The sequence below is a fragment of the Mycobacterium sp. NGS64 genome (assembly GCF_059812245.1).
The window spans coordinates 1,555,929-1,580,105 of the sequence record NZ_JCALCI010000001.1 but is presented as its reverse complement, the minus strand read 5'-3'; the positions used below and the strand labels follow the sequence as shown (position 1 = coordinate 1,580,105).

The 24,177-nt window shown below is 63.4% G+C and carries 19 protein-coding genes; 6 read left to right on the top strand and 13 right to left on the bottom strand.

All coding sequences use genetic code 11. The features are described from left to right. Positions 1-148 precede the first annotated feature (148 nt). Entirely contained in the window at positions 149-1,009 is an 861-nt protein-coding gene (locus tag AC5Y4S_RS07870; protein WP_500031736.1) for a glycosyltransferase family 2 protein, read from the top strand. A 2-nt stretch (positions 1,010-1,011) separates the two neighbouring features. Here AC5Y4S_RS07870 and AC5Y4S_RS07865 read toward each other — a convergent pair whose 3' ends face one another. Together AC5Y4S_RS07865 and AC5Y4S_RS07860 are read right to left on the bottom strand one after the other, a co-directional pair. Then, entirely contained in the window at positions 1,012-1,929 is a 918-nt protein-coding gene (locus tag AC5Y4S_RS07865) for an NAD-dependent epimerase/dehydratase family protein (RefSeq protein WP_500031734.1), read from the bottom strand. 3 nt (positions 1,930-1,932) lie between these two features. Next, complete coding sequence (locus tag AC5Y4S_RS07860) at positions 1,933-2,934, bottom strand: glycosyltransferase (RefSeq protein ID WP_500031729.1); 1,002 nt, start codon at positions 2,932-2,934, stop codon at positions 1,933-1,935. Positions 2,935-3,459: 525 nt separating this feature from the next. Between AC5Y4S_RS07860 and rfbF the strand changes: the two genes are divergently transcribed. From rfbF to AC5Y4S_RS07845, 3 genes are all read left to right on the top strand, one after another. Further along, complete coding sequence (gene rfbF, locus AC5Y4S_RS07855) at positions 3,460-4,233, top strand: glucose-1-phosphate cytidylyltransferase (protein ID WP_500031728.1); 774 nt, start codon at positions 3,460-3,462, stop codon at positions 4,231-4,233. A 165-nt stretch (positions 4,234-4,398) separates the two neighbouring features. Further along, entirely contained in the window at positions 4,399-4,950 is a 552-nt protein-coding gene (locus tag AC5Y4S_RS07850) for a dTDP-4-dehydrorhamnose 3,5-epimerase family protein (protein WP_500031726.1), read from the top strand. Then, positions 4,947-6,170: a methyltransferase domain-containing protein gene (locus AC5Y4S_RS07845; RefSeq protein WP_500031724.1), complete on the top strand. Its 1,224-nt coding sequence runs from the start codon at positions 4,947-4,949 to the stop codon at positions 6,168-6,170. The genes AC5Y4S_RS07850 and AC5Y4S_RS07845 overlap by 4 nt, the downstream gene beginning before the upstream one ends. A 69-nt stretch (positions 6,171-6,239) precedes the next feature. On the opposite strand, the gene AC5Y4S_RS07840 is transcribed toward AC5Y4S_RS07845, so the two are convergent. Together AC5Y4S_RS07840 and AC5Y4S_RS07835 are read right to left on the bottom strand one after the other, a co-directional pair. Continuing rightward, positions 6,240-7,073, bottom strand: a complete 834-nt coding sequence (locus AC5Y4S_RS07840) for an NAD-dependent epimerase/dehydratase family protein (protein WP_500031722.1) — start codon at positions 7,071-7,073, stop codon at positions 6,240-6,242. A gap of 64 nt (positions 7,074-7,137) precedes the next feature. Then, positions 7,138-8,187 carry an NAD-dependent epimerase/dehydratase family protein gene (locus tag AC5Y4S_RS07835; RefSeq protein ID WP_500031720.1) on the bottom strand — a complete coding sequence of 350 codons (1,050 nt, stop codon included), beginning with the start codon at positions 8,185-8,187 and terminating at the stop codon, positions 7,138-7,140. 775 nt (positions 8,188-8,962) lie between these two features. Between AC5Y4S_RS07835 and AC5Y4S_RS07830 the strand changes: the two genes are divergently transcribed. Both AC5Y4S_RS07830 and AC5Y4S_RS07825 read left to right on the top strand, forming a co-directional pair. Then, a complete protein-coding gene (locus AC5Y4S_RS07830; protein WP_500031719.1) occupies positions 8,963-9,694 on the top strand; it encodes an FkbM family methyltransferase in 732 nt (243 codons plus the stop codon). 5 nt (positions 9,695-9,699) lie between these two features. Beyond that, positions 9,700-10,491, top strand: coding sequence for a glycosyltransferase family 2 protein (locus AC5Y4S_RS07825; RefSeq protein WP_500031717.1), 792 nt, complete (start codon positions 9,700-9,702; stop codon positions 10,489-10,491). Here the strand turns inward: AC5Y4S_RS07825 and AC5Y4S_RS07820 are convergent. The 9 genes from AC5Y4S_RS07820 to mutA all read right to left on the bottom strand — a co-directional run bounded on the left by AC5Y4S_RS07820 (position 10,463) and on the right by mutA (position 24,070). Continuing rightward, positions 10,463-12,034 carry a hypothetical protein gene (locus AC5Y4S_RS07820; RefSeq protein WP_500031715.1) on the bottom strand — a complete coding sequence of 524 codons (1,572 nt, stop codon included), beginning with the start codon at positions 12,032-12,034 and terminating at the stop codon, positions 10,463-10,465. The two genes, AC5Y4S_RS07825 and AC5Y4S_RS07820, sit on opposite strands and share 29 nt — an antisense overlap. Next, positions 12,031-13,488, bottom strand: coding sequence for a glycosyltransferase (locus tag AC5Y4S_RS07815; protein ID WP_500031713.1), 1,458 nt, complete (start codon positions 13,486-13,488; stop codon positions 12,031-12,033). The genes AC5Y4S_RS07820 and AC5Y4S_RS07815 overlap by 4 nt, the downstream gene beginning before the upstream one ends. 29 nt (positions 13,489-13,517) lie before the next feature. Continuing rightward, the gene (locus tag AC5Y4S_RS07810; RefSeq protein WP_500031711.1) at positions 13,518-14,537 is read right to left on the bottom strand and encodes an NAD-dependent epimerase/dehydratase family protein; all 1,020 of its coding nucleotides are present in this window, start codon (positions 14,535-14,537) and stop codon (positions 13,518-13,520) included. Continuing rightward, on the bottom strand, positions 14,534-15,793 hold the full coding sequence (locus AC5Y4S_RS07805) for a nucleotide sugar dehydrogenase (RefSeq protein WP_500031709.1): 1,260 nt from the start codon (positions 15,791-15,793) through the stop codon (positions 14,534-14,536). Before AC5Y4S_RS07805 ends, AC5Y4S_RS07810 begins: the two co-directional genes overlap by 4 nt. Positions 15,794-15,946: 153 nt before the next feature. Beyond that, positions 15,947-17,227 (bottom strand): esterase/beta-lactamase LipL, encoded by a 1,281-nt coding sequence (gene lipL / locus AC5Y4S_RS07800; RefSeq protein ID WP_500032198.1) that lies wholly within the window; start codon positions 17,225-17,227, stop codon positions 15,947-15,949. A gap of 70 nt (positions 17,228-17,297) precedes the next feature. Beyond that, the gene (meaB, locus tag AC5Y4S_RS07795) at positions 17,298-18,287 is read right to left on the bottom strand and encodes a methylmalonyl Co-A mutase-associated GTPase MeaB (protein WP_500031706.1); all 990 of its coding nucleotides are present in this window, start codon (positions 18,285-18,287) and stop codon (positions 17,298-17,300) included. 108 nt (positions 18,288-18,395) lie between these two features. Next, positions 18,396-19,619 carry an Rv1490 family membrane protein gene (locus AC5Y4S_RS07790; protein ID WP_500031702.1) on the bottom strand — a complete coding sequence of 408 codons (1,224 nt, stop codon included), beginning with the start codon at positions 19,617-19,619 and terminating at the stop codon, positions 18,396-18,398. A 367-nt stretch (positions 19,620-19,986) separates the two neighbouring features. Continuing rightward, positions 19,987-22,203, bottom strand: coding sequence for a methylmalonyl-CoA mutase (gene scpA / locus AC5Y4S_RS07785; protein WP_500031698.1), 2,217 nt, complete (start codon positions 22,201-22,203; stop codon positions 19,987-19,989). 4 nt (positions 22,204-22,207) lie between these two features. Then, the gene (gene mutA / locus AC5Y4S_RS07780; RefSeq protein WP_500031693.1) at positions 22,208-24,070 is read right to left on the bottom strand and encodes a methylmalonyl-CoA mutase small subunit; all 1,863 of its coding nucleotides are present in this window, start codon (positions 24,068-24,070) and stop codon (positions 22,208-22,210) included. Positions 24,071-24,177: the final 107 nt, after the last annotated feature.

The following is a 24,177-nucleotide window of genomic DNA, read 5'->3' as shown; positions in this document are numbered from 1 at the left end:
TTACGAGCTAAATTACTGAGCTGCCGAGTTCGCTCGGCTGTCGCAGCTGTTCATCGCGTGTGACGCCGAAGTACAGCTTGTTCGTCATGGGCCTGTCGTTACGCCACAATCCCGCCGAGCGCCAGACCGAGCAGCAGGAGGGAGCACAGTGACGCCGTTGGTATCTGTGGTCGTGCCGGTGTATAACGGCATCGCGTTCGTGGATGCGGCCATGCAGTCGATCCTGGCGCAGACCTTCACTGACTTCGAGCTGGTGGTTTCGGACAACGCGTCCACCGACGGCACCTGGGAGGCGCTGCAGCGCTACACTTCCGACCCCCGTGTCCGCCTATCCCGACTGGCGTCGACCATTCCGGCGGTGGAGAACTTCGACCGCGTAACCAGCCTGGCCACGGGCGAGTTCGTCAAGCTAGTTTGCGCCGACGATGTGCTCTACTCGAATAACCTCGAGGTATTGCTCACGGAACTGACAGCGCACCCCTCGGCGGTGCTAGCTGCGAGTTCAAGGGATGTCATCGACGCCACCGGAAAGATTGTGCTGCGCAACCGCGGGCTAGCCGGACTAAGCGGTGAAGTCACTGGCAGCGACGCCATTCGGCGCAGCGTACTTGCCGGCACTAACATTTTCGGCGAGCCGCCATCGATCTTGTTCAGGCGCTCCGCCCTGGTCAACGCCGGTGGTTGGGATTGTCGCTTCCCCTACATGCTCGACTTGGCAACGTATAGCGCGGTGCTACTGCAAAGCAAGGGAAACGTCGTCGCAGTAAACCGGCCGCTGTGGGCTTTTCGAATTAGCACTTCCCAGGAGAGCGTGCGAGGCCAAATGCACACCCAGGCTGAGCAGGTCATCGGTTTTTACCGCACGTTGGCCGCTGAAAATCCCGGGCTGCTGGGCCGGCGGCACCTGCTAATCGGCACCGCGCTAGCCCGTATGAATACCATTGCTCGGCACGCGGTGTACCGGTGGCTCGGCCGCAAGCGCCTCGAGACGGCCGCGGCTGGCGCTTGAACTCAGTTGGACAGCGCTTGGTGCCTTAGCAGATCGTCGTACACGCGCTTGACCGCGACCGGAAATGGCGTGATCGCCACGTCGTGGAACTCCTGTCGAAAGTCCGTGCAAAGCCGCAAGTCCCGGACGTGATAGGTCGAGGAAGGGCTGGTCCCGAGTGCGATGCGGACCGTGCGATGGGCAACCTGCTGCACCGTCCGTACGACGGTGCAGATGGACACGGGTTGTTGCGACGAGATGTTGCGGAGCACCGGCGTTGACGGCTGATTGTCGACCGCGTTCTCGACCAATGTCCGCACCATCGCGGCGGCATCATCGATGTATAAGTAGTCGCGGAGCGTCTCCATCGGCACGAAAACATTCAACGATTGTCGCGTGATGGCGGCTCGACACATCTGGCTGACGAGACCCTGCTTTTTCACCAAGTTCTGGCCGGGACCAGCGAGGTTAGCGAACCGTCCGATGACGAGCGGAACGCGACCCGCAAGGGTCGTCCGGACGAACTCCTCCTGAGCGAGTTTGGTCTCCCCGTACGGGCTCAACGGGCATGGCGTCGTCGACTCGCTGAACGGTGGATGAGTCGAACCGGCATAGACGCCGCCCGCCGACGACGAGAGGAAGAACGCACCCCGACCGGTCGGCCTCGAGTCCCGCAAGCTCGTGAGGAAGTGAGACATGATCGCGGTCTCCGCGGCGAGCTGGTCCGACGTGGTGCCGACGACGCCGCTGCCGGCGGCCCAAATGATCGACCAATCATCGTTTCCGACATCTCGGACGAATCGCCTGAGGTCGGAGTCGAGCACCTCGACCGCCGCGTCGCGGTTCCCCCACGGAACCCGCTGTTCATCGAACTTTGTGCCGATCGTTCGGGACACCGCGCTGCCGAGCAGTCCGCCGCGACCCACGATCCAGGTGAGCACCGGTCACTCCGCCCTGCTGCCGAACACATCACCGGGATCGCGCACGATGACATATACCGGCTTGCCCATGGCCATATTCGCTGCGGCGGCAATGTACTCGGCGATGATACCCAGCGCGAACAAGGTGGCGCCGCCGACGACAAGCACCGCCACGAACACCGACGTCCACCCCTCCACGCTGATGTTCCCGACCACTTTCTGGATCGCGCTGTCGATCGCAACGGCGAAACCGACCAGAGCGAACACAATCCCCATCATGGAGACGAAACGCAGCGGCCGGGTACCGGACGAGATGACCAGCCGCCAAAAATGCGCTACCAGGCGGCGCAGGGTGTATGCACTCGCCGGTCGTCCTTCTTGACGCATCAACACCGGACAGGTCGAAGGGTTGGCGACGACCCAACACAAAGCGACGTCCAAAAACACCCCAGCGCCCGTGTAGGCCGCGACGCTGCGTCCGGCCTCGCCCAACATCAGCCGATAACTGCTGAAGGCCTTGGGCCCGTCGGACGACATCAGGACATGGACGAACAACCACTTCGTCAGCCACGACGCGGCGTTGCGAAAGGCGCCGTGCGGTGGTGGGTTAGTCGGCGCCGCGTACACGAGTTGGGTGCGATCCCGGTACGCCATGTCGAGCATGTCACCGATGTATGCCGGATCGTGCTGCCCGTCCTCGTCCATCGTGATAATCCAGTCGCCGCCGGATGACGTCATGCCGGCGAGCGTGGCGGGATGTTGTCCGAAGTTGCGAGACAACCATATTGGGCGGATCCATTCGTCGCGCGCAGCGAGCTCGCGCACGACATCATCGGTACCGCGAATGCCCCGGTCCCACACAAGGAGCACCTCGTCGACGCGGAACTGGCGGCCGTCAGGGGTTTTTTGGGTCGAACGAAGTTGCTCAAGCTCTTTGACCACGCCGGACAAGGTCTCGGCTCCGCTGTAGACCGGGATCACGACGCTGACCGAGTCCACGCGGCTCAATCGACTGTCACCAGTCACGCGTTGCCTCCCCAACGGACGGTTCAGTGAGGTGACTCTACCCACGAAAGCTCCACTATGTGCGCCAATTGTGATTTCGTTTGATTACAGCTGAGTGACGCCGACCGCGCTGTGGCCTGAAGCCCGCAGCGAGCGATCGGCATGCTGTCGAGTTGCCTGGCCTCAGGCTGTTGCATGTTCGGACCCGAGTGGGGTAACCAGGTTTTGTCTCGGGTTTCTACCCTCGGGACAGCCGTGGCCGTGTACGCTCCTCGCGTATCGCTCCTGATTGCGGTCGTGAGGTTCGGGCGGCTTGCGTACACCCAAATCTCGGAAGCAACCTGGAGCGTGAGGACGCGAAATATCTAACTGTTGGGGGTTTTCTCTCTAGTTCGTCATCTTCTGGGGAAAGCGTTCAAATAATCCTGCCGATAGATTTGGGTACATGACTGTCATAGGCGAAGATAGCTCGAGATGCTATCGTGGATCAATAGATCGACGAAGTAATTGCTCAAGGCAGCACCATCTTAAGAATAAGCGAGTCCAATGAAAGCCGTATTGCTGGCGGGCGGCTTGGGCACTCGCCTCAGAGAGGAAACCACAATTCGCCCGAAGCCGATGGTGGAGATCGGCGGGCGGCCAATCCTGTGGCATATCATGAAGCTGTATTCCCACCACGGTATTGACGAATTTATCGTTTGCTGTGGATACAAAGGTTATGTGATTAAGGAATATTTCGCCAACTATTTCTTGCATATGTCGGACGTGACTTTTGATATGTCCGCCAACAAAATGGAAGTCCATGAGCGCCATGCCGAACCCTGGCGGGTAACGTTGGTGGATACTGGTGAAGAAACCCAGACAGGCGGCCGCCTCAAGCGCGTGGCAAGCTACATCCAAGACGATGAGGCTTTCTGCTTCACCTACGGTGATGGACTGAGCGATGTAAACGTAAGCGCGAGCATCGAATTCCACCGTCAACATGGTCGGCACGCCACGATTACAGCGGTGCTTCCACCGGGGCGCTTCGGGGCCATCGAGTGCGCGGACGGCCGCGTCACGCGATTTGTCGAGAAGCCACGTGGCGACGGCGGTCTAATCAACGGCGGATTTTTTGTCCTTAAGCCTGCGGTACTCGATTACATCGAAGGCGACGAGATCTCTTGGGAAGGCCCGCCATTGGCTCGCCTGGCTGCCGACGGTGAAATGATGGCCTTCGAGCATTCCGGCTTCTGGCAACCCATGGACACGCTTCGAGAGAGGAACCTGCTCGAAGAATTATGGAATAGCGGCGCAGCACCGTGGAAATGTTGGCGTTGAACGTGATCGGAACTGCCATTTGCGGGCGCCCCGCCAATGATCATATAGTCCAGTCTGCGACCGACTGGAATCTGCGATGCTGTAATTCGGTGGGGTGCTGAGTGCCGACCAAAAAGGCTCTTACATCAGCGATGCAGCGGCATCAGATCTGACTTGGGCGACAGCATGGATATCCTCGACACCCCGATAACTGACCTGAAGCTCGTACAGTCCTTACCGCACTACGACGACCGTGGGGCGTTCGTTCGCCTCTTTTGCGCCCAGGAGCTCGAGCCCGCGCTGGGCCACCGCCAAATCGCGCAGATCAACCACTCCAGAACCAACGACGTTGGGGTGGTTCGAGGCATGCATTTTCAGCACCCGCCGCATGCAGAGATGAAGATGGTCCGCTGCCTCCGCGGCCGAGTCTGGGATGTGGCAGTCGACCTGCGGGCGGGATCCCCCACGTTTTTGCATTGGCACGCCCAGGAATTGGCACAAGATGACGCGCGGATGTTCGTGATCCCAGAAGGCTTCGCCCATGGCTTCCAAGCCTTGGAGCCGGAGAGTGAGTTGCTATACCTACACACGGCGTTCTACCACCCACCTTCAGAGGGCGGTCTGCGCTACGACGACCCGCGGCTCGCGATCGCCTGGCCGTTGCCCCCGCAGGGCCTGTCGCCTCGTGACCTTACTCATCCGCTGCTGGACGTTGATTTCGCGGGAGTCGCGATATGAAATGCCGACACTGCGGGGAGCCCCTGCAACACAGCTTTGTTGACCTTGGCTTTGCACCCCCCTCCAACGCCTACCTGCGTGCCGAGGATCTCTCGAACCCAGAGGTGCATTACCCGCTACGGGTAAAGGTGTGCGATCGGTGTTGGTTGGTGCAGACCGAGGACTACGCCCGCGCTGAGCAGCTGTTTAGCGCCGACTACGCCTACTTCTCCAGCACCTCGAGCAGTTGGCTCGATCATGCAGCCAACTATGTACGGATGATCATCGACCGGCTGCAATTAGGTCCTGAAAGTTTCGTAATCGAAGTGGCGTCCAACGATGGCTATCTACTGAAGAACTTCGTGGCCGCCGGCGTCCCTTGCCTAGGAATCGAGCCGACAACTGGCACGGCAGCGGCCGCCGAAGCGCTGGGAATCCCGGTGCGGCGGGAATTCTTCGGCGAAGCCTTAGGCCGACGACTGGCCGCTGAAAGTCATTGGGCTGACCTGGTTCTTGGCAACAACGTATTCGCCCATGTGCCTGACATCAACGACTTCACGCACGGTTTGGCCGCAGTGCTGAAGCCTGAAGGCACCGTCACGCTGGAATTCCCACATCTCATGCCTTTGATCGACGGGACCCAGTTCGACACCATCTATCATGAGCACTTCTCGTACCTGTCGCTCACGAGTGTGGCGCGCATCTTCGCCGAGGCCGGATTGCGTGTATGGGATGTAGAGGAGTTGTCCACCCACGGAGGCAGCCTGCGTGTGTACGGCTGCCACACCCAGGCAGCAACCACGACTACGAACCGGGTCGAATCGCTACTGGCACGTGAGGAGCGGTTTGGGCTAAAGCGGCGCGAGACATACACCCAGTTCCAGCGACGTGCCGACCGAGTGAAGGACGAGCTGTTGACCTTCCTGATCGAACAAAAGCGCGTCGGCCGGCGCGTGGCGGCCTACGGTGCCGCGGCGAAAGGCAACACGTTGCTGAACTACGCAGGTGTCAGGCCAGACTTATTGCCCTACGTCTGTGATGCCGCGGAGTCCAAGCAGGGAAAATTCATGCCAGGAAGCCATATCCCCATCCGTTCGCCTGAGGCCCTGCGCGACAGTCCGCCAGACTATGTGCTCATACTGCCTTGGAACATCGCCCACGAGGTGCGGACACAGTTGGCGGACCTTGTCGACAGGGGCACGCGTTTTGTGACGGCGGTTCCGCAATTGAGCGTGCTCTGAGCGTCCAGCATCAACCGAGCGCAACCCGCCGCCGGGACAGGACTACTGGGTAGTGTCGTACCACCTCACTCATCGCACGTCCTGCCGCACGCCGACCAGCCGCGGTGGCTCAAAGATGTTCTCGGGCTTCGCCCCAAAACACAACAGGTCACGACGACCGTACTCGTCGGCAATGCGTTCGGCGAGTTGTCGGACGGTCACCGCTTCGCCGGAACAGACGTTGACCGCGCCCTGTTGCTCCCCGAGCGCGACGTCGGCGATCATCCGAGCCGCGTCTCTGACGTCGAGGAAGTCACGCACCTGATCGCCCCGAGTCAGAAGGACTTCTTCCCCAGCGTCTAGTTGCCTTCGAATGTATGGAACCAGCCGCCGCTCGTCTTCGCCTTCCCCGTAAAGGTAGAAAACCCGGCACCAGACAAAGCTCACGTCCACCGTGCCAAAGAAATACCGGAGCACCTGAGATGCCGACGCTTTGCACGCGGCATACAGGGTATTCGGCGCCAACGGGGTATCGGTGGTCATCAGGCCCGCGGAGGGGTCGTACTCCGCGCAGGTTCCCACACCGACGAATCGCTGGCCCCCGACCACAGCAAATGCGTTGGCCAGGTTGAGCGTTCCAGTAAGGCACGTAAGATTCAGCCGCGAGGTGATGTACTGTCCTGGCTCCACATACCACGCCGCATGGACCAAGGTTTCCGATCCTTCGAGCAACTCCTCCAAACGCCCGCTCGGTTCTGTGAACACATCCGGCGTCTGCACGACCTCCAGCGCTCCGCGTGACAGATCAGCTTGCAGACGGGACGGGTCGCGGACGAGTACCCTTACCGCGCAATCGCGTTCAAGAAGGTTTCGCAGAATCTGCCTTCCGACGAACCCCGTTGCTCCGGTCAAGGTAACGGTCACGGAAGCCTCAGATCCAAGTAGGCAGCGAGGGAAGTCCCGGGCGCGGATGGCCCGTGTCGATTTTTCACGCAGTTCTCCAACGCAGCTCTGAATCAAGAAGCCCTGCAGCCGTCAATTCCTGGAGCCTCCTGAGCCGGATTCTGCTCGACATTCTGAACTCTGCGCTGAGCCCAGGCACGTCAGCAAGGTTGGCCGCCAGCTCTTTGATGGCGTCCTCGAAAGAAACACGGGGCTGATGGTTCGGGGCGACTTGTTGCCATTTAGCAAAGTCGACTCGGTAACTACGCGTGTCCGGCGCAGCATTCGAATTGACTGAGACCGCAACGCCTCCCAGGACCGACGCGACGGCGTCAGCCAGGTGCTTCATGCGGAAGTTCCAGTCCGCGCGCCCTACATTCAAAACTAAATAGTCTGGAAGTGATTGCCGTTCTGCACTAACGGCCCATTCGATTGCGAGCGCCATGTCTTTGACGTGTATCAACGGCCGCCACGGCGAACCATCCGACAGCACGACTATCCGACCCGTGGTCATTGCTGAAGCGACGAAGTCATTGAGAACCAAGTCAAGTCGAACCCGAGGACTCCACCCACAGGCCGTGGCGAAGCGTAGGCTTGTGACTCGGAAGTTTGGCGTCGCCAAGGCTTGAAGGTCAGTTTCCGCCGCGATCTTGGAGCGGGCATATTCAGTTTGTGGATCAAGGGAACTTGCCTCAGTACGGTCGTTATCTCCGCGACCGTAGACACTGGCACTAGAGGCCAGCACGAATCCCTTAACTCCATGCTTGCGGGCTAGGGACGCTACTCGGACAGCCTCACGGTGGTTGATTTGCCGCGTCAGACTGGCGAAGCGATCTCCCATCGGATCATTCGAAATTGCCGCGAGGTACACGATGCATTCGTAACCCTCTATGTCCTGGTCGGTTAGGTCGCGAACATCCTTGAACCCAAAGCTGTCATACAACACCTCAGGAAGAGGTCCCGATCCGTCGCATTGATCGGCGAACCAGCCTGCATCAAAGCCGTGAACGTCTATATCCGGTGACGAGCACTTGAGCCTGGTAACCACCTCTGGGCCGACATACCCGGATCCACCGATGATGAGGATTCGCTTCACTTGAACTCCATTACCGAGAGCCCGAATAGCGGCCGGACTCTAACAAAGCGGCGCCTGTCGAATAACGATATCAACGGCCCGGTACGCCCGGCCCCTGATTCGAAACCTTAGCCGATGGACCGCTGCCGATGTCGAGCGGGACGGCGGCCTCGAGTCTCGGCCTGCGGGACGTCACCGGTGCACTGATAAGTGCGCCGATGGTCGAGCCCTCGACCCAGTCTGTGGCGGCCAACTCGCCACCCGTAATACGTCCACCAGGCCTGCCGGATTTGATCCGCACTGTCATGCACAAGCCGTTGATGGTTCGACCGGCGCATCCGCATAGGAGCGCTCACCGCGACCGGCCTCATCTTGACCTACCGCCAGCAGATCCCGAGCAAGCGCGGACCACACAACTGGGTGGTTGCGCCCGCGAATGTGATGACGAGTCGGGCTGTGAGTTGCGGCCCCGCGTGTGGTAGCCGGCAGCAACGAGGGTGCGTGATTCTTCAAGAGACCGTCCAATGTCACTCGAGCACGGCAATCAGCTCGGTGACCCCTGTCGACGATATCGACTGGCCGTAGGAGATGACGGCGAAACTCCATGGGAACCAACGAACCGGATGGAGCAACACCCAAACCTCCGAACGTTTCCATTCTGTGGGAAGCGCGTAACCGTCCCAAATCGGACCGCGAGTCGGCATCAAGACAACGGTGGCGTGGGTTTTGCTCGAACGCGTGCCTAGTGCGCAATGAAGAAGCATCGCGCCTGCTAGTGGCGTGTTAGTGTGGCGCAGTGAGTTTGTCCCATCGTGCTCGTAACATCCTGCGTCGCACCGGTATCGAGGTGTCGCGTTACGATCCCGCGCTCGACTGGAAACGCAATTTCATGAATCAACTGAGATCGAGTCGGGTAAACGTGATCCTCGATATTGGCGCCAACTCGGGGCAATACGCCGCCGGGCTGCGCGCCGCCGGCTTCGAGGGTCGTATCGTCTCGTTCGAACCTCTGGCGGGTCCATTTTCCGAGTTGGAGGCCAAAGCATCTCGCGATCCGCTTTGGGACTGCCGGCGCTGTGCGCTAGGTGACTCTGACGGCACGATCTCGATCAATGTCGCGGGCAATTCGGGCGAGAGTAGTTCGGTGCTGCCGATGTTGAAAACTCACCAGGAGGCCTTCCCGCCGGCGAACTATGTTGCTATCGAGGAAGTCCCGATACGCCAGCTTGATTCTGTGGCCACAGAAATCCTCGGTCCTGCCGATGTGGCCTTCTTGAAGATCGACGTTCAGGGGTTTGAGAAGCAGGTGCTCGCCGGCGGCAGTTCTACGGTGAACAATCAGTGTGTTGGCATGCAACTGGAACTATCTTTCCTGCCCCTGTACGAAGGCGGCATGCTGATCCGTGAAGCCCTGGACATCGCATATTCGTTGGGCTTCACGCTGACTGGACTGTCACCGTGCTTTACGGACCTGCGCAATGGACGAACCCTACAGGCTGACGGCACCTTCTTTCGAACGAAAGGTTGATCAGAGTGCCTGCGCCTCTACGGTTTTCGATCATCGTGCCTACGTTCAACGTGGCGACGACGCTTCACACGTGCTTCGACAGCATCGCATGTCAGACGTGGCGCGACTTCGAGGTGATCCTGGTCGACGGCGGTTCGACGGACAGCACCCTCGAGATCGCCAACGGCTTCGAATCCCGCCTTGGCACGCGTCTAGTCGTCCACTCCGGTCCCGACAAGGGTGCATACGATGCCATGAACCGCGGCGTCAGCATGGCGACGGGCGCCTGGCTCCTATTCTTGGGCGCCGATGACTCACTGTATGAGGCGGACACGCTCGCCCAAGTGGCCGCATTCCTCGATCAACACGACCACAGCGACCTGGTGTATGGCGATGTGATCTTGCGCTCGAACTCGTCACGCTCCGCCGGCCCCTTCGACCTCGACCGATTGCTTTTTGAGGAGAACATCTGCCACCAGGCGATCTTCTACCGTCGCGAACTCTTCGCCGGCATCGGGCCATACAACCTGCGCTATCCCATTTGGGCGGACTGGGATTTCAACATCCGCTGCTTCTCCAACCCGGCGCTCGCAATCCGCTACATGGACATCGTCATTGCGCGCTACAACGACACGGCCGGCATCAGTAAACGCAAGGACAATGAGCTGAAAAAGCGGCTGCCGTCCTACTTCCATTGGGCGGCGATGGAGATGACCCGCCGGACACTCGCCCGTTTGAGGCGCCATATCGTCGGAGGCTGGCAGGCCCGCCGCACCCGGTCGGGACCACTCAAGGCTGAGCGATCGCATCGCCCTTAGGACCTGCAAGGCTCCGTCGTGCACCCGCAGCGAAAAACAGCGCCACGCCCAGCGCCAGGAACACGGGGCCCATCGAGAGAATGAGGCGGACCGCAGTTGCCGTGGCGGCAGCTGGCGATCCCTTGAGCCACATGCGGTTTCGGGCCCCGGCATTGTCCGCATCGGCGGGGCGGATTTCCGGCGGCAGAATTGCCCTGACATCGGGGGCTTTGAGAACTGTTGCCAGATGCGGCGGGTTTGGGTAGGAGAGTTCGATTCCGTGGCCGCCGCGGCCCTTTGACTTCAGATCGTCGACGTTTCCGGTGGCGAAGTAGGCCTGGACCTTGACCATCTCTTGGTGTGCCGCCTTGCTCCAATCGATGGCCCCAAGCGCGGCTCCGTAGTAGCCCAGCAGTCCAAAGGCGGCCACCACGATGAACACCCATGTCACCGCGTACCGATTGGACCGCGTGGCGCGCGCCCCGTCGGCAAACGCGAACACCGCCATCAGCCCGACGGCATAGGTAACGATGATGATGTCCATATAGCGCACGCCGATGAGCGCGCCACGGCCATAAGCGAGCAGAACAAATTGAATGGCCAGCCATCCACCGATTCCGACTGCAATCCAGGCGCGGTCGGAAGTACCAGGGCGCCTCGCCACTGTGCGGCAACAGAACCAGAGAATTGGGCCCAAGCCGACGCCGGCCAAGGCGGCGAACGCGAACAAACCCTGAATGAACGTCCATGGGGTGCTCATTGGCTTGGCGATCGACGCTGACCACACGATCATCGCGATCGCGATCGCGGCCAAGACGACGACGCCGGCCAACTCACGGCCGCAACGCTTTCTGGCGTTCGTAGCGATCTGCAAGACAACGAGTGCGCCCGCGGCGAGAATGGTGGCCACGCCCGTCGCGAAAGAGAAGTAACTGAGGACCGCGGCGGTCAATCCGCAAAACCAGCGCACGGAGAACGGCCGCGCGGCGGCGAACGCGATGAGACCGCCGATACCGAAGAACAACGCGAGGTACACCTGGTCCTGAAACCCCCACAGCGCGTTCTCGTAGACCGGAAGCGCGCACACGAATGCGACGAAACATGCCAGCAGCATTCGGCGTTGCGGTGCGACAAGGGGTGTCAGCACCGACGTAAGCCAGGTGATCGCCGCGGTCTCAACGATCGCTCCGAAGATCATCTCGAAGCGCGTGTTCCACTCCCCGGCGAGCTCGAGGTGGGCCAGTGCGAAGATGCGAAAAACGAAGATGCGGTGTTCGTTGTGCGGCGCGAAGAGATCGGCGAAAGACAGTATGCCCCGCAAATACCGCGAATAGAGGATCGCCGCCTCGCCGTCCCACTGGTCCGATAGGGGCATCGGCGAACCGAGGGACGAAATGGTGATGAGCTTGGCGCCGAACACCACGCAGGCAACCGCGGCAAGCAAGGCGATGGTGCCTTTCGTTCGTGGCGGCGTATCTCCTGGAGCGACCGCCGGCGCCGTCCCGGCTTCGTCGTGATCGCCCGGGTCATGCGACGTCAAGTCATCGTGCTCACGCAAAGTCATGACAGGGCCCTTCGCGCCCAGGCGAATGCACCCAACGATGCCAGGCCGCCGCCCGTCCAGCGCAGCAGCGGACGCCGCATGGCCAGCCCGTACCAACGCAGATAAGCGGGCAGCCAGCCGACCAGATCGAACTTGCTGGTGCCGGCGGTTCGGTCGTCCCAGCTGCTGGGGACCTCATCAATTCGATAGCCGAGCAGATGCGCCTTCGTCGTGAGCTCCAGCCCCACCTCGAACCCACGCCCGCTCTCCACCGGAACCTCCTCGAGGAATTGGCGGCTGTACGCGCGGAAGTTCGTTGTCGCGTCATGGGTCGGGACGCCGCCCACGTAATGCAGGCTGAGCCCCGCGGTCCGCGACATCAGCGTCTTCAACCGGGGCCCCCCGCGCTGGGTTCCGCCACGCATATACCGCGACCCGCTGACCACAGCTGCGCCTTCTTCACGAATCTTGGCCGCCATCAACGGAATCACCGACGGCGGGTCCGACAGGTCGGCCATGCTGGTGACGACGACGTCGCCGCGGGCAGCGCCGAAGCCGGCGATCAACGCGTTGGCCACGCCCTTGCCGAGCGAGTTGCGGACCAGCCGCACGGTGGCGGGCCGGTCGCGCATCGCGGCCAGCGCCGGCAACGTGCTGTCCTCGTCGAAGTCGTAGCACACGAGCAGTTCGTGCGGGGTTCCCGCCAGCGCCTCGGTGAGCCTCCTGACGCATCCCTGAATGTTCTCGCCCTCGTTGTAGACCGGGATGACCACACTCACCAGATGGTCGTCCGTGTCGGACTCGGGTTTCGGCTTGCGGGCGCGAATCACGAACTGCTTGCCCAGAATTGGCCACGCCAGTCGCGAACGCAGGTACAGCTGCACCAGGATCGGCGCCTGCGGCAACGGCGACGACGAAGTGTAGGGCAGAAACCGGCCGTAGCTTTCCACGATCTCGAAGTCGCAGGACTCCAGCAGCTCGATAAGGGAGCGATCGCTGATCGGCACCGTGTGATCCCAGAAGTCCCAGTAGTCGCCGGGGACCAGGCGAATATTCGGTCCCATCGCGATGAGATGCCCGCGCGGCTTGAGCACGCGGCGAGCCTCGGCAACGGTCCGCTCGACCTCTTCCTTGCTTCGCAGGTGCTCCAGCAGGTTGCTCGTGAAGACGACGTCTACCGACGCGTCGTCGAGGAAACCGAGGTCGTCGGCGCGACCGCGGTGGAACTCGACGCCAGGGTCGAGCGTGCCCGCGCTGTCCGGGTTCAGGTCGACACCGATCCGGCGCGCCGCCTGCACATGGTTCAGGAACTCGCCGTAGCCGCAGCCGAGGTCCACCACTGTGTCGCTGCGTCTGATCCACGCCTGGAAGAAGTCCCGGACCAGCACCGCCCAGATGGCCGATCGCGACTCGCGCGCGTGACCGAAGCGATTGCGGTAGAGCCGCTGCAGGTCGGGCTTACCCGCGATGCGCATGGCGTTGTGGGGGCGACGGCCGTCGCATGTCAGATGGTCCCGGCCTCGACGGCGTTGACGACCCAGGGTATGACCTCGTCCAGCATCGAATCGAGCGTCGTTGTCGCCTCGAATCCGAGCACCTCGGACGCCTTGTTGACATCCGGTGAGCGCAGCTGGACGTCGTGCTCGAACGGCGGATCGCACTCGTATCGGAACTGGCTGTCGGACCGCATCTTTTTCCAAATGAGTTCCGCCAGCTGCAACACCGTGGTGGCTTCGGGCGTCGAAAGGTTGAAGTCACCGTTGAGCGCGGCCGGATGTTCCATGCATACGCGAATGCCGCGCGCCAGGTCGCCCCCATAGGTGTAGTGGCGCACCTGGCTGCCGTCGCCCAGGATGTGCAACGGATCCTGGCCCTTCGCGACCTTCTGGATGAGGTCCGGCACGACGTGACTCATTGCGAGTTTGACATTGCCACTGGGGATTTCGCGGCCGCCGAGCGCCCGCTGCTCGCCGGTGCCCACACAATTGAACGGGCGGATGATCGTGTACGGGAGGCCGTACTGCTCGTAGGCACCGAGCGCGAAATACTCACACGCCAGCTTCTGGAACCCGTAAGTGCTTGTCGGCGGCGGGCATTCGGTGATGTGTTTCTCCGGCGTCGGGAAAACGGTGGCGTTCTCGAACACCATCGACGAACTGATCACGTTGATCTTCTTGAGCCAGCCCTTGCGATAGGCGTGGATGGCGGTGTCGAAATGCGCGGCCGCGATGCGCTCGTTTTCGGCCAGCAGATCGTAGGCATACTCGTGGAAGTAGGTGATGCCGCCGATGCGGGCCGCGCTGGCCACCATCTGGTCGCAACCCTCGACCAGTCGGAACATCAGGTCCAGGTCTTTGACGTCGCCCTCGACGAAGTGGTAACGCGGGTGATCGTCGTAGCTCTTCTCGACCTTGCCGTATTTCGAATAGTTGTCGATGCCCACGACCTCGTGACCGGCACGCAGCAGCTCGTCGACGACGTAGCCGTTGATGAAGCCCGCGCTACCGGTTACCAGGACCTTCACTGCGCGGCTGTCCCGGTTCCGACGCTCGCCAACGGGGTTTCGTTCGGCGCATCCACTTCGAGGGCGCTGACGTCCAGACAGCTCCAGACATCCTCGACGATCTTGTCGCGGGGGATCTTCAGGCCACGGTAGATCGAGTGGGGGACGCCGACGACGATAACGTCTGCGCGCCCCAGAACGGCGTCGAGTGCGTAGTAATCCGGGCCGTCCAGAAACGGGTCGTGCAGCATCACTTTCTTGGCCTCCAGCATCAGCAGGTGCCGGAGCTTGAAGCTCAGCGAGTCGCGCGTATCGTCGCAGTCCGCCTTGAACGTCATGCCGAGCAGGCCAACGGTCTTGTCTCGCAGGTTGACCCGCCGCTTGAGCATGTTGACGATGAACTGCGGCTGCCCCTCATTGATCAGCATGGCCGCGTGCCCGAGCATGAAGTTGTTGTTGCTGAACGCGGCCAGCTGCATCGTGTCCTTCAGCAGGCAGGGGCCCGCCGCCAGCCCGGCCGTCGGCAGGCTGTCGACGCGACCGTTCTGGTACGTCGCGGCGTGATGAACGCGCCCGAAGTCGAGTCCGGCCTCGCGGCTGAGCAGGTAGAACTGGTTGGCGACCGCGAACTGGATGTAGCGGTAGGCGTTGCAGAACAGCTTGGCCAGCTCGGCTTCCTGCGGCTCCACCTCGATGATCTCGCTGGTTATCCGCGAGAAGAGCTCGCGGACGACGCGCCGGCCTTCGGCGTCGAATCCACTGATGATCTGCGGAATGATCCGCAGCTCCCGAATTGAATGGCCCTGCGCGATGCGCTCTGGACAGAACGTGACGTGCACGCCGATCCCCCGCTCGGCGAACAGGTCGTGGACGCGCTGGCTCAGCCCGGGATAGACGGTGCTTCTGAGTACGAGGGTCTGCCCGTCGTGGAAGTACGGGCTGATCTCGTCGATGATGCGAAAGAAAGTGTGCGCCTGCGGCGTCAGGTATTCATCCACGGGCGTCCCGACGACGCAGATCACGATGTCGGAATTTCTCACCGCCCACGAATCGGTCGTCGCCGAGATGCGCCCCGTCGGCAATAGCCGCTTGAGCAGATCCTGGGCGCCGTTCTCGACGAAGGGCATTCGGCCGGCCATGATCGTTTTCAGGGCGCTGGCGTTTGTGTCCAGAATGTCGACATGAAAACCCTCGTCGGCGAGCACGAGCGCCAGCGGGAGGCCGACGTGCCCGGCGCCGCCGATGATGCAGATGCGTTGATCGGGTTGTACTACCATGCCAGACGCCCCCTCCGGCCCCCTGCCTTAAACCCGGCCCAAGGGTTGCGCTCCGGCAAGGGCAACTACGTACGTGTATGGATCCCGCGGTCGCAGCGTACGAGATCGACGCGTCGGAGCATGGGCGTTTTCAGCAAGCCGGCAAAGATCACGTCAGCCGGCGACGGCTCCCGGCTCCGAGAACGGCGCCCCGAACTCGGCCACCGGCTGCAGCCCGCGCTTGCGCACCTTGGCGGCGGCGTCGCGGATCAGCTTGTAGACCCCGACGAACGCGGCGTGATCGGTCATCACGAACGGTGTCAGCAGGCGGTTGTGCACCAGCGAGAACGCCACCCCTTCGGCAGGGTTGGCCCAGCCGAGCGAACCGCCCAGCCCGACGTGCCCGAAGCCCGGCATCACGTTGCCGATCGGCAGGCTGTGGTACCCCAGGTGGAAAGCCAACGGCACGTAGAGGTTTCGGTCCAGCCGCAGGCTGCGCCGACCGGTCAGGCCCGCAACCAGATCACGTGACAGGAACCGGGTGCCATCGACCTCGCCGCCGTTCGCGATCGCCCCGTACATCCGCGCCAGCGCGCGGGCCGTAACCACCCCGTTGGCCGCCGGGATCTCGGCGTCCAACAGCGGAATCTCACCCCGGGCGGCCGCCATGATGCCCGGGAAGTACATGGAGCGCCATCCGCCGGACAGCTCGTTGGCGACCTTGCGCGTCACATAGGACAGGACCGGATTGCCGACCATGCTCTGCGGCATGATGATCTGCGCGACCCTTGTCGGGGACTCAACCGGCGGCCGTCCCAGATGTATCCCGTCGGTGCCGAGGGGCTCGGCGAGCTCCTCGCGGAACAGCGCGCGCATGCCCTTGCCGGTCACCCCCCGGGCCAGCCCTGACATCAGCCAGCCGAACGTCAGCGCGTGATACGCGGACTTGCCCAGCAGCCGTCCCGGCGGCGCGGCCGCCAGCCGTTCCTCCATCACGACGTGATCGAGCAGGTCTTCCTGCGTGGCGCCGCGCAGCCCGGACAGGCCGGCGTGGTGCTTCATCACCTGGCGGACGGTGAGGTCGGCTTTCCCGTTGGCGCCGAATGCCGGCCAGTACTCGGCGACGGGGGCCTCGTAGTCGATGAGCCCGCGGTCGGCCAGCCGGTGGATGACCGTGGCGGCCATTCCCTTGGTTGCCGAGAACACCATCGGGGCGGTGTCGGCCGACCACGGCACGCGACCGCCCCGGTCCGCCCAGCCAGTCCACACGTCGACCGCGGGCTGGCCGTCGACGTAGACGGCCAGCGCCCCGCCACCGAAGCGGCGGGCCGGGAACATCGTGGAGAAGGCGCGAACGACGCACGCAAAATGTGGGTCCGCCGCGCCGGACACGCGATGGCCTGCGTCAGGGCCATCGTCAACAGGGACCGCGCGGCGAGCGACCCGGGACTCCATCGTCACGCTATCGAATTTACTTGGATTTCATACCTTCCGCCGGGAAAACGGTGGCTAAGTTACCTTTCCGTTAGGCGGACGCGGCCTTGAGGATTTGCTGGGCCGCCAGCGCGGGGGTCAGCTCCCCCGCCTTGACCTGCCGTTCCAGGTCGGCGCGGATTTTGCGGACGCCCGGGCTGGACATCACCCGATCAAGCACCGTGTCGCGGACCATCTGCCAGGTCCAATCGACCTGCTGGGCCCGTCGGCGCTCGTCGAGTTCCCCGGCTTCGGACAGCACGCGGTGATGGCGCTCGATCGTCTCCCAGAGCTCGGCCAGGCCGGTACCCTCCGTCGCGCTCATCGTGAGAACCGGTGGCCGCCAGAGCGTTTCGCCCGGATGGATCAGCCTGATCGCCGCGGACAGTTCGCGCGCGGCCTTGCGCGCCTCGGGCAGATGCTCCCCGTCGGCTTTGTTGACCACGACGATGTCGGCCAGCTCCAGCGCGCCCTTCTTGATGCCCTGCAACTGATCGCCGCTGCGCGCCAGGGTCAGCAACACGAACGTGTCCACCATGTTTGCCACGGCCACCTCGGACTGGCCGACGCCGACGGTCTCGACGAGTATCACGTCAAACCCGGCGGCCTCCAGCAGCACGATGGTTTCCCGCGTGGCCTTGGCCACCCCGCCCAACGTCCCCGACGTCGGGGACGGACGGATGTAGGCGTCCGGGTGCACCGCCAGGCGGGCCATCCGGGTCTTGTCGCCAAGGATCGAGCCGCCGGTGCGGGTCGACGACGGGTCGACCGCCAGCACCGCCACCCGGTGGCCCCGTTCGATCAGATGCATGCCGAGCGCCTCGATGCTGGTGGACTTGCCCACCCCTGGCGTCCCACTGATGCCGACGCGGCGCGCGCTGCCCGAGTGGGGCATCAACTCCAGCAGCAGCTGCTGCGCCTGTTCGCGGTGGTCGGCGCGGGTGGACTCCAGCAGCGTGATCGCCCGTGGCAGCGCCGCACGATCGCCCTCGCGCAAGGCCTTGGCCAATTCTCCGACCTTGTCGTCGTTTCGCAATGTCATTGAGTTCCCGCGCCATGCATCCGTTTCATTGATCGTTCGGTGTACTGGAGTATCTCGCCTGCGTTCGCGGGTCAACCAGGTCGGTCTCCGGTTCGCCGAACCACCAACTCACTGCACAGCCGCAGGAGGAGCGCTCGGGATGCCCGGGCCACCGACATGGGAGGTGTGACCGGTTGGGATTGCCAGCACGGTGACAGCCACTATGAATACACCAACCGTTCGCCGAGACGGCGGTTGTTCAATCTCCGGCCTGTCGATCGCATACAGGATGTAGACGATAGCCACGTCGAATGTGATCAGCACCCACCAGCGGGTCCAATCGGAAGCGGTCAGGAACAGGAGAACCATCGATGCCAGTGCCAAGAGGGGCAACGCCAGCCTGCCTTGAATTTCACCGAGAAAGACCCTGAGCGGAACCCCAGAGAAATAGCGGATCACCCATGCCGTGCCGGCGAACATCAGCAACCCGAGGATGAATGAGGCACCGAGCGGGACGAAGCCGACCCGCGTTACGCTCACGATGGCCTGAGTGAAACTGCGGTCGAGTTGCAAAATCACATGGCACTCAAAGTCGTGGTAGTCCGAGCGGCTCTCCACGCGGCCGAGTAGGTAATCGATCGTTGTCTGTTTTGATGTCAAAGCAGCGTAGGGGTTTTCAACCATTCGGTGTGGGAGCTGAGCACACAACCGCGTTGCCACATCGCGTCGACCTAACCCGGCCACCAAGAACATTGTGACGATTCCCGGTCCAACGGCCAGGGCGGTGCAGATTCGCCGTATGGCAGGTGTTGCGTCTTTCGCGAAAACGATTATCGCCAGAATTGCGCCGAGGGCGAATTCCAATGGCATCGCTTCGTGCATGAGCGCGAGCGAAGCGATCGCAATGCCGTAGAGCGCACTGATTGCTAGTCGCGGCCGAGGCGCCCGGATCCGGGTCAGCGCCATACCGAGACCAGCAAGGGCACTCATCCCCAGGAGCTCGGGGCGGGGAGAGAACATGGCATACGCAAGCGAGAAGGGCATTATTGCAACGAGGAGCGCGAGCATTATCCGGCGCTCGGACCTGATGCCGCCGGAAAGAATCGTCACGATCAGTAGAGAAAGGGAGATTACCCATACCGCTGCGGGCATCCACATCAAGGCATAGGCGGCGGTGAAGTAGTCGTCAGCGGGAAAGATGCGGATCAGTGCGCCGCCGAGTCCGCGACGGACGAAACCAAAATTATAATTGGCGGCGTAATACGATAGCGAGTAAATATCGGTCCGGTAGACGACCAGCACGAAATAAAGACACGCGAGTTCCCAAACGACCAACCCGCTGGCCACCAGCACATATATCCGACCGCGCCTTGTGGAAACTTGTGAATGCTGCGCGGAGACTTCCGTGACCCGATGGCTGGACGGATACCTGGTATCCGACGGCGAAATGTTAGGAAACCTCGAAAGCGCTGACGAGGTGAACGCGGAAGCATTAGGCACTTTAATGGCCTACCTCCTCGCCTCATGACACGCCGAGAATGTTAGCGCACCGGCGTGGCCGGAGGGCCGGTATCGGAGGCTTCCGTGCGGCAAAGTCGACGATTTTGGATCAGTTGCGGGAGGCGCGTCGCCGCCGAAACGATACTCCAGTCCGCCCAAAGACAATGAACGGGTTTAATGGCACGACACGGACTGCCGTCGCGCGCAAAAACCGCGTGCGTCAATCCAATTGATAGCCCAGCCGCTCGGCAAGCTTGTGCAGCAGGCCGATCGCGGCGTCCGCGATCACCGTCCCGGGCGGGAAGATGGCGGTGGCCCCGGCGGCGTATAGCTCGTCGAAGTCGCCGGGCGGGATGACGCCACCGACCACGATCATGATGTCGGGCCGTCCCACCTCGGCCAGCGCGTCGCGCAGTGCGGGCACCAGCGTCAGGTGGCCGGCGGCCAACGACGACACCCCGATGACGTGCACGTCGTTGTCGGCGGCCTGGCGGGCTACCTCGTCGGGCGTGGAGAACAGCGACCCGACGTCGACGTCGAACCCGATGTCGGCGAACGCCGTCGCGATCACCTTCTGCCCGCGGTCGTGACCGTCCTGGCCCATCTTGGCCACCAGAATCCTGGGGCGGCGACCGTCGGCCTCGGCGAATTTCTGGACAAGCTCGGTGGCGGTTGCGATGTTGGTCGCCTTTCCGGCTTCGTGACGGTAGACCCCGGCGATAGTACGGATCTCCGCCTGGTGACGGCCATACACCTTTTCCAGCGCGTCGGAAATCTCGCCGACGGTGGCCTTGGCCCGGGCCGCGTCGATGGCGAGCGCCAGCAGGTTGTTGCCCAGCCCGTCCTCGCCCGCGCGGCCGGTGGCGACGGCGGCCCGGGACAGCTCGGCCAGCGCGGCGTCGACGGCCTTGGAGTCCCGATTGGCCCGCAGCTCCTGCAATTTGGCCAGCTGCTCGGCGCGCACCCGGGTGTTTTCGACCTTGAGCACCTCGATTTCCTGGTCCTCGTCGACCTGGTACTTGTTGACGCCGATCACGGGCTGCTGGCCCGAGTCGATGCGCGCCTGGGTGCGTGCGGCGGCCTCCTCGATGCGCATCTTGGGGATGCCGTCGTCGATGGCCTGGGCCATGCCGCCGTGCTCGGCGATTTCGGCCATGTGGCCGCGGGCCGCTTGCGCGAGGTGATGCGTCAGCCACTCCACGTAATAGGAGCCGCCCCACGGGTCGATGGGTCTGGTAGTGCCCGACTCCTGCGCCAACAGCAGCTGGGTGTTGCGCGCGATGCGTGCCGAGAAGTCGGTGGGTAGCGCGAGCGCCTCGTCCAGCGCGTTGGTGTGCAGCGACTGCGTGTGGCCCTGGGTGGCGGCCATGGCCTCGATGCAGGTGCGCGCGACGTTGTTGAAGGCGTCCTGGGCGGTCAGCGACCAGCCCGAGGTCTGCGAATGCGTGCGCAGCGATAGGGATTTGGGGTTCTTGGCGCCGAACCCGGCGACGAGTTCGCTCCACAGCAGCCGCCCGGCGCGCAGCTTGGCGACCTCCATGAAGAAGTTCATGCCGATGCCCCAGAAGAACGACAGCCGGGGCGCGAATTTGTCGATGTCCAGCCCGGCGTCCAAGCCCGCCTTGATGTAGTCGACGCCGTCGGCCAGCGTGTAGGCCAGCTCCAAATCCGCTGTGGCGCCGGCCTCTTGGATGTGATACCCGGAGATCGAGATGGAGTTGAACTTGGGCATCTTGGCGCTGGTGTAGGCGAAGATGTCGGAGATGATGCGCATCGACGGCTTGGGCGGATAGATATAGGTGTTGCGCACCATGAACTCTTTGAGGATGTCGTTCTGGATGGTGCCGGCCAATTTCTCCGGCGGCACCCCCTGCTCCTCGGCGGCCACCACGTACAGCGCCAAAATCGGCAGCACGGCACCGTTCATGGTCATCGACACCGACACCGCCGACAGGTCGATGCCGTCGAACAGCTGGCGCATGTCGAGGATGGAATCGATTGCCACACCGGCCATTCCGACGTCGCCCTGAACGCGGGGATGGTCTGAGTCGTAGCCGCGGTGGGTGGCCAGGTCGAAGGCGACCGAGAGGCCCTTCTGGCCGGCGGCGAGGTTGCGACGGTAGAAGGCGTTGGAATCCGCCGCCGTGGAGAACCCCGCGTATTGGCGAATAGTCCAGGGCTGGTTGACGTACATCGTCGGGTACGGGCCGCGCACGAAGGGGGGCTCGCCCGGGACGCTGTTCAGCGGATAGCCCTCGGCCGCGGCGGCGGCGCGGTCGGCCGCGACGTACACCGGTTTGACGTCGATGCCCTCGGGGGTGTGCCACTCCTCGGCGTCGTTCTTTTGCACGGCGGCCTCGGTGGCCGGCGGCACTTTGCGATCCCTGTGCAGTGGGACCTCGGCGAAGCTACCGATCGCGGGTGTGGTCATCGTCATGGCGCTACGCTCCCAACCGGGTGAGCAGGTTCGACAAGGCTTGTACCGCATTGATTTTCGCGGTCAGGTACTCGTCCGGCCGGGGTGCGGCGTCGTCCAGCTCGCTCAGCGCCTTCTCCGGGCCCGCCAGGTAGACCCTCGCCGCACCGGCGCTTCGGGCCGCCTCGACGACGCCCGAAGCCTCGTCGTGGTAGCGCTTGTCGGTGCCGCAGATAATCGCCACCGTCGAATTCGCGTCGGCCATCACGGCCCCGACCCCGGCGGCGTCGACCGGCCCCGGGTTGATCGCCTCAATGCCGCCCGACGCCAGCAGGTTGGCCGCGAACGTCGTCCGAATGTTGTGCTCGGCCAACGGGCCGAGCGGCAGCAGCAGCGCCTTGGGGCGCGAACCGGTGCGCGCCAGGAAGGCGTCGGAACGGTCCCGCAGCGCCTCGAACTCCGCCGCGTAGCGTCGGACGCCGGATGGCGAGTCCTCTTGCGGCTCAGCCTGCGTCAAAGGCGGTTCCTCGAGGTTCGGGTATTCGTTGACACCGGTGATTGCGGTGCGGCGATGCGCGATGTCGTCGGCGCGCTGCGCTGCAACCTCGGCGATCTGCTCGGCGATGTAGTCGCGGGCGGCGGCGAACCCGCCTCGCTCCTCGGTGGCCTGGAACTGCTGCCACGCGCGCTGCGCCAGCTGCTCGGTGAGGTCCTCGACGTACCAGGACCCGCCTGCCGGGTCCAGCACCCGCCCGACGTGCGACTCCTCCAGCAGCAGCAACTGGGTGTTGCGGGCGATGCGGCGCGCGAAGCCGGCGCCCACGCCGGGAAATCCGCCGGGGATGGCCACGTCGAACGGCAACACCAGCACGGTGTCGGCGCCGCCGACGCCCGCGCCGAAGGCTGCCACCGTGCCGCGCAGCATGTTCACCCACGGGTCGCGCTGGGTCATCATCGGCAGCGACGTCTGCGCGTGCACCAGCGCCGCGCCGGCGTCCGGCTCGCCGACCACCTCGGCAACGCGCGCCCACAGCTGGCGCGCGGCTCGGAATTTGGCGATGGTCGTGAACTGGTCGTCGTCGGCGGCCAGCCGGAAGCTGATCTGCCGCAGCGCCTGGCCGACCGGAACCCCGGCCTCGGTGAGCAGACGCAGGTAGGCGACCGCGGCCGCGACGCTGCCGGCCAGCTCCCAGCTCGCGTTGGCGCCCAGGTTGTGGAAGGCGGGACCGTCGACGGTGATCGCTCGCACGCCGTGGCTCCCGGCCGCCCGCGTCGCCACGGCCACCACGCGTCCGGTCGACGGGGATTCCCGGCCGCTCAGCGACGCGGTCAGCGGGTCCGCGCCAAGGTCGATCGACAGGGCACCGCGCTTGTCGTCGTCCACCCGGTCGACCAATGCCAGCAGGGCGTCGCTGGCCTCGGCGTAGTCGGCGCCCGCGTCGAGGATCACCGGAACCAGGTCCAGGTACACGCCCGACAGCAGCTGCCCGATCTCGCCGGCCGACACCCCCGACTTTCCTATCCGCAGCAGCAGTGCACTGACCCCGTCGGTGAGGGCGGCCAGCACCGCGGCGTTGGGGTCAGCACAGCCCGGCGCGGGAAACGCCTCGGCGACCTTCCAGCCGGCGTCGACGTCGCGCGCCGCGTCGCCGCCGCGCACGTACGGCCACTCGCCGGGCAGCGTCGGCTCGGGGAGCTCGTCGAGGGCGGTGTAGAGCGCCCGAACCGCGATCCCGTCGTAAGTCGGGCTTTCCAGCAGCCGTTCGGGCTCGTCGCCTAGTTGCTCGGGATCCTTGCGCAAGCTCTTCGACAGCACACCCGCGACCGCGGTGCGCCAACGCCCGCGAACCTGTTCCAGTCCGACGAGCTCGGGTACATCAATGGACACCGATTGCTCCCTTTTTCACTGCAAATGGGGCTCCGCCACTTGCTAACGAGGCTAATTGATGGGGCCTCCCCGCAAAAAACCGCGCGCGCCGGCGATCGGGGCGCCTC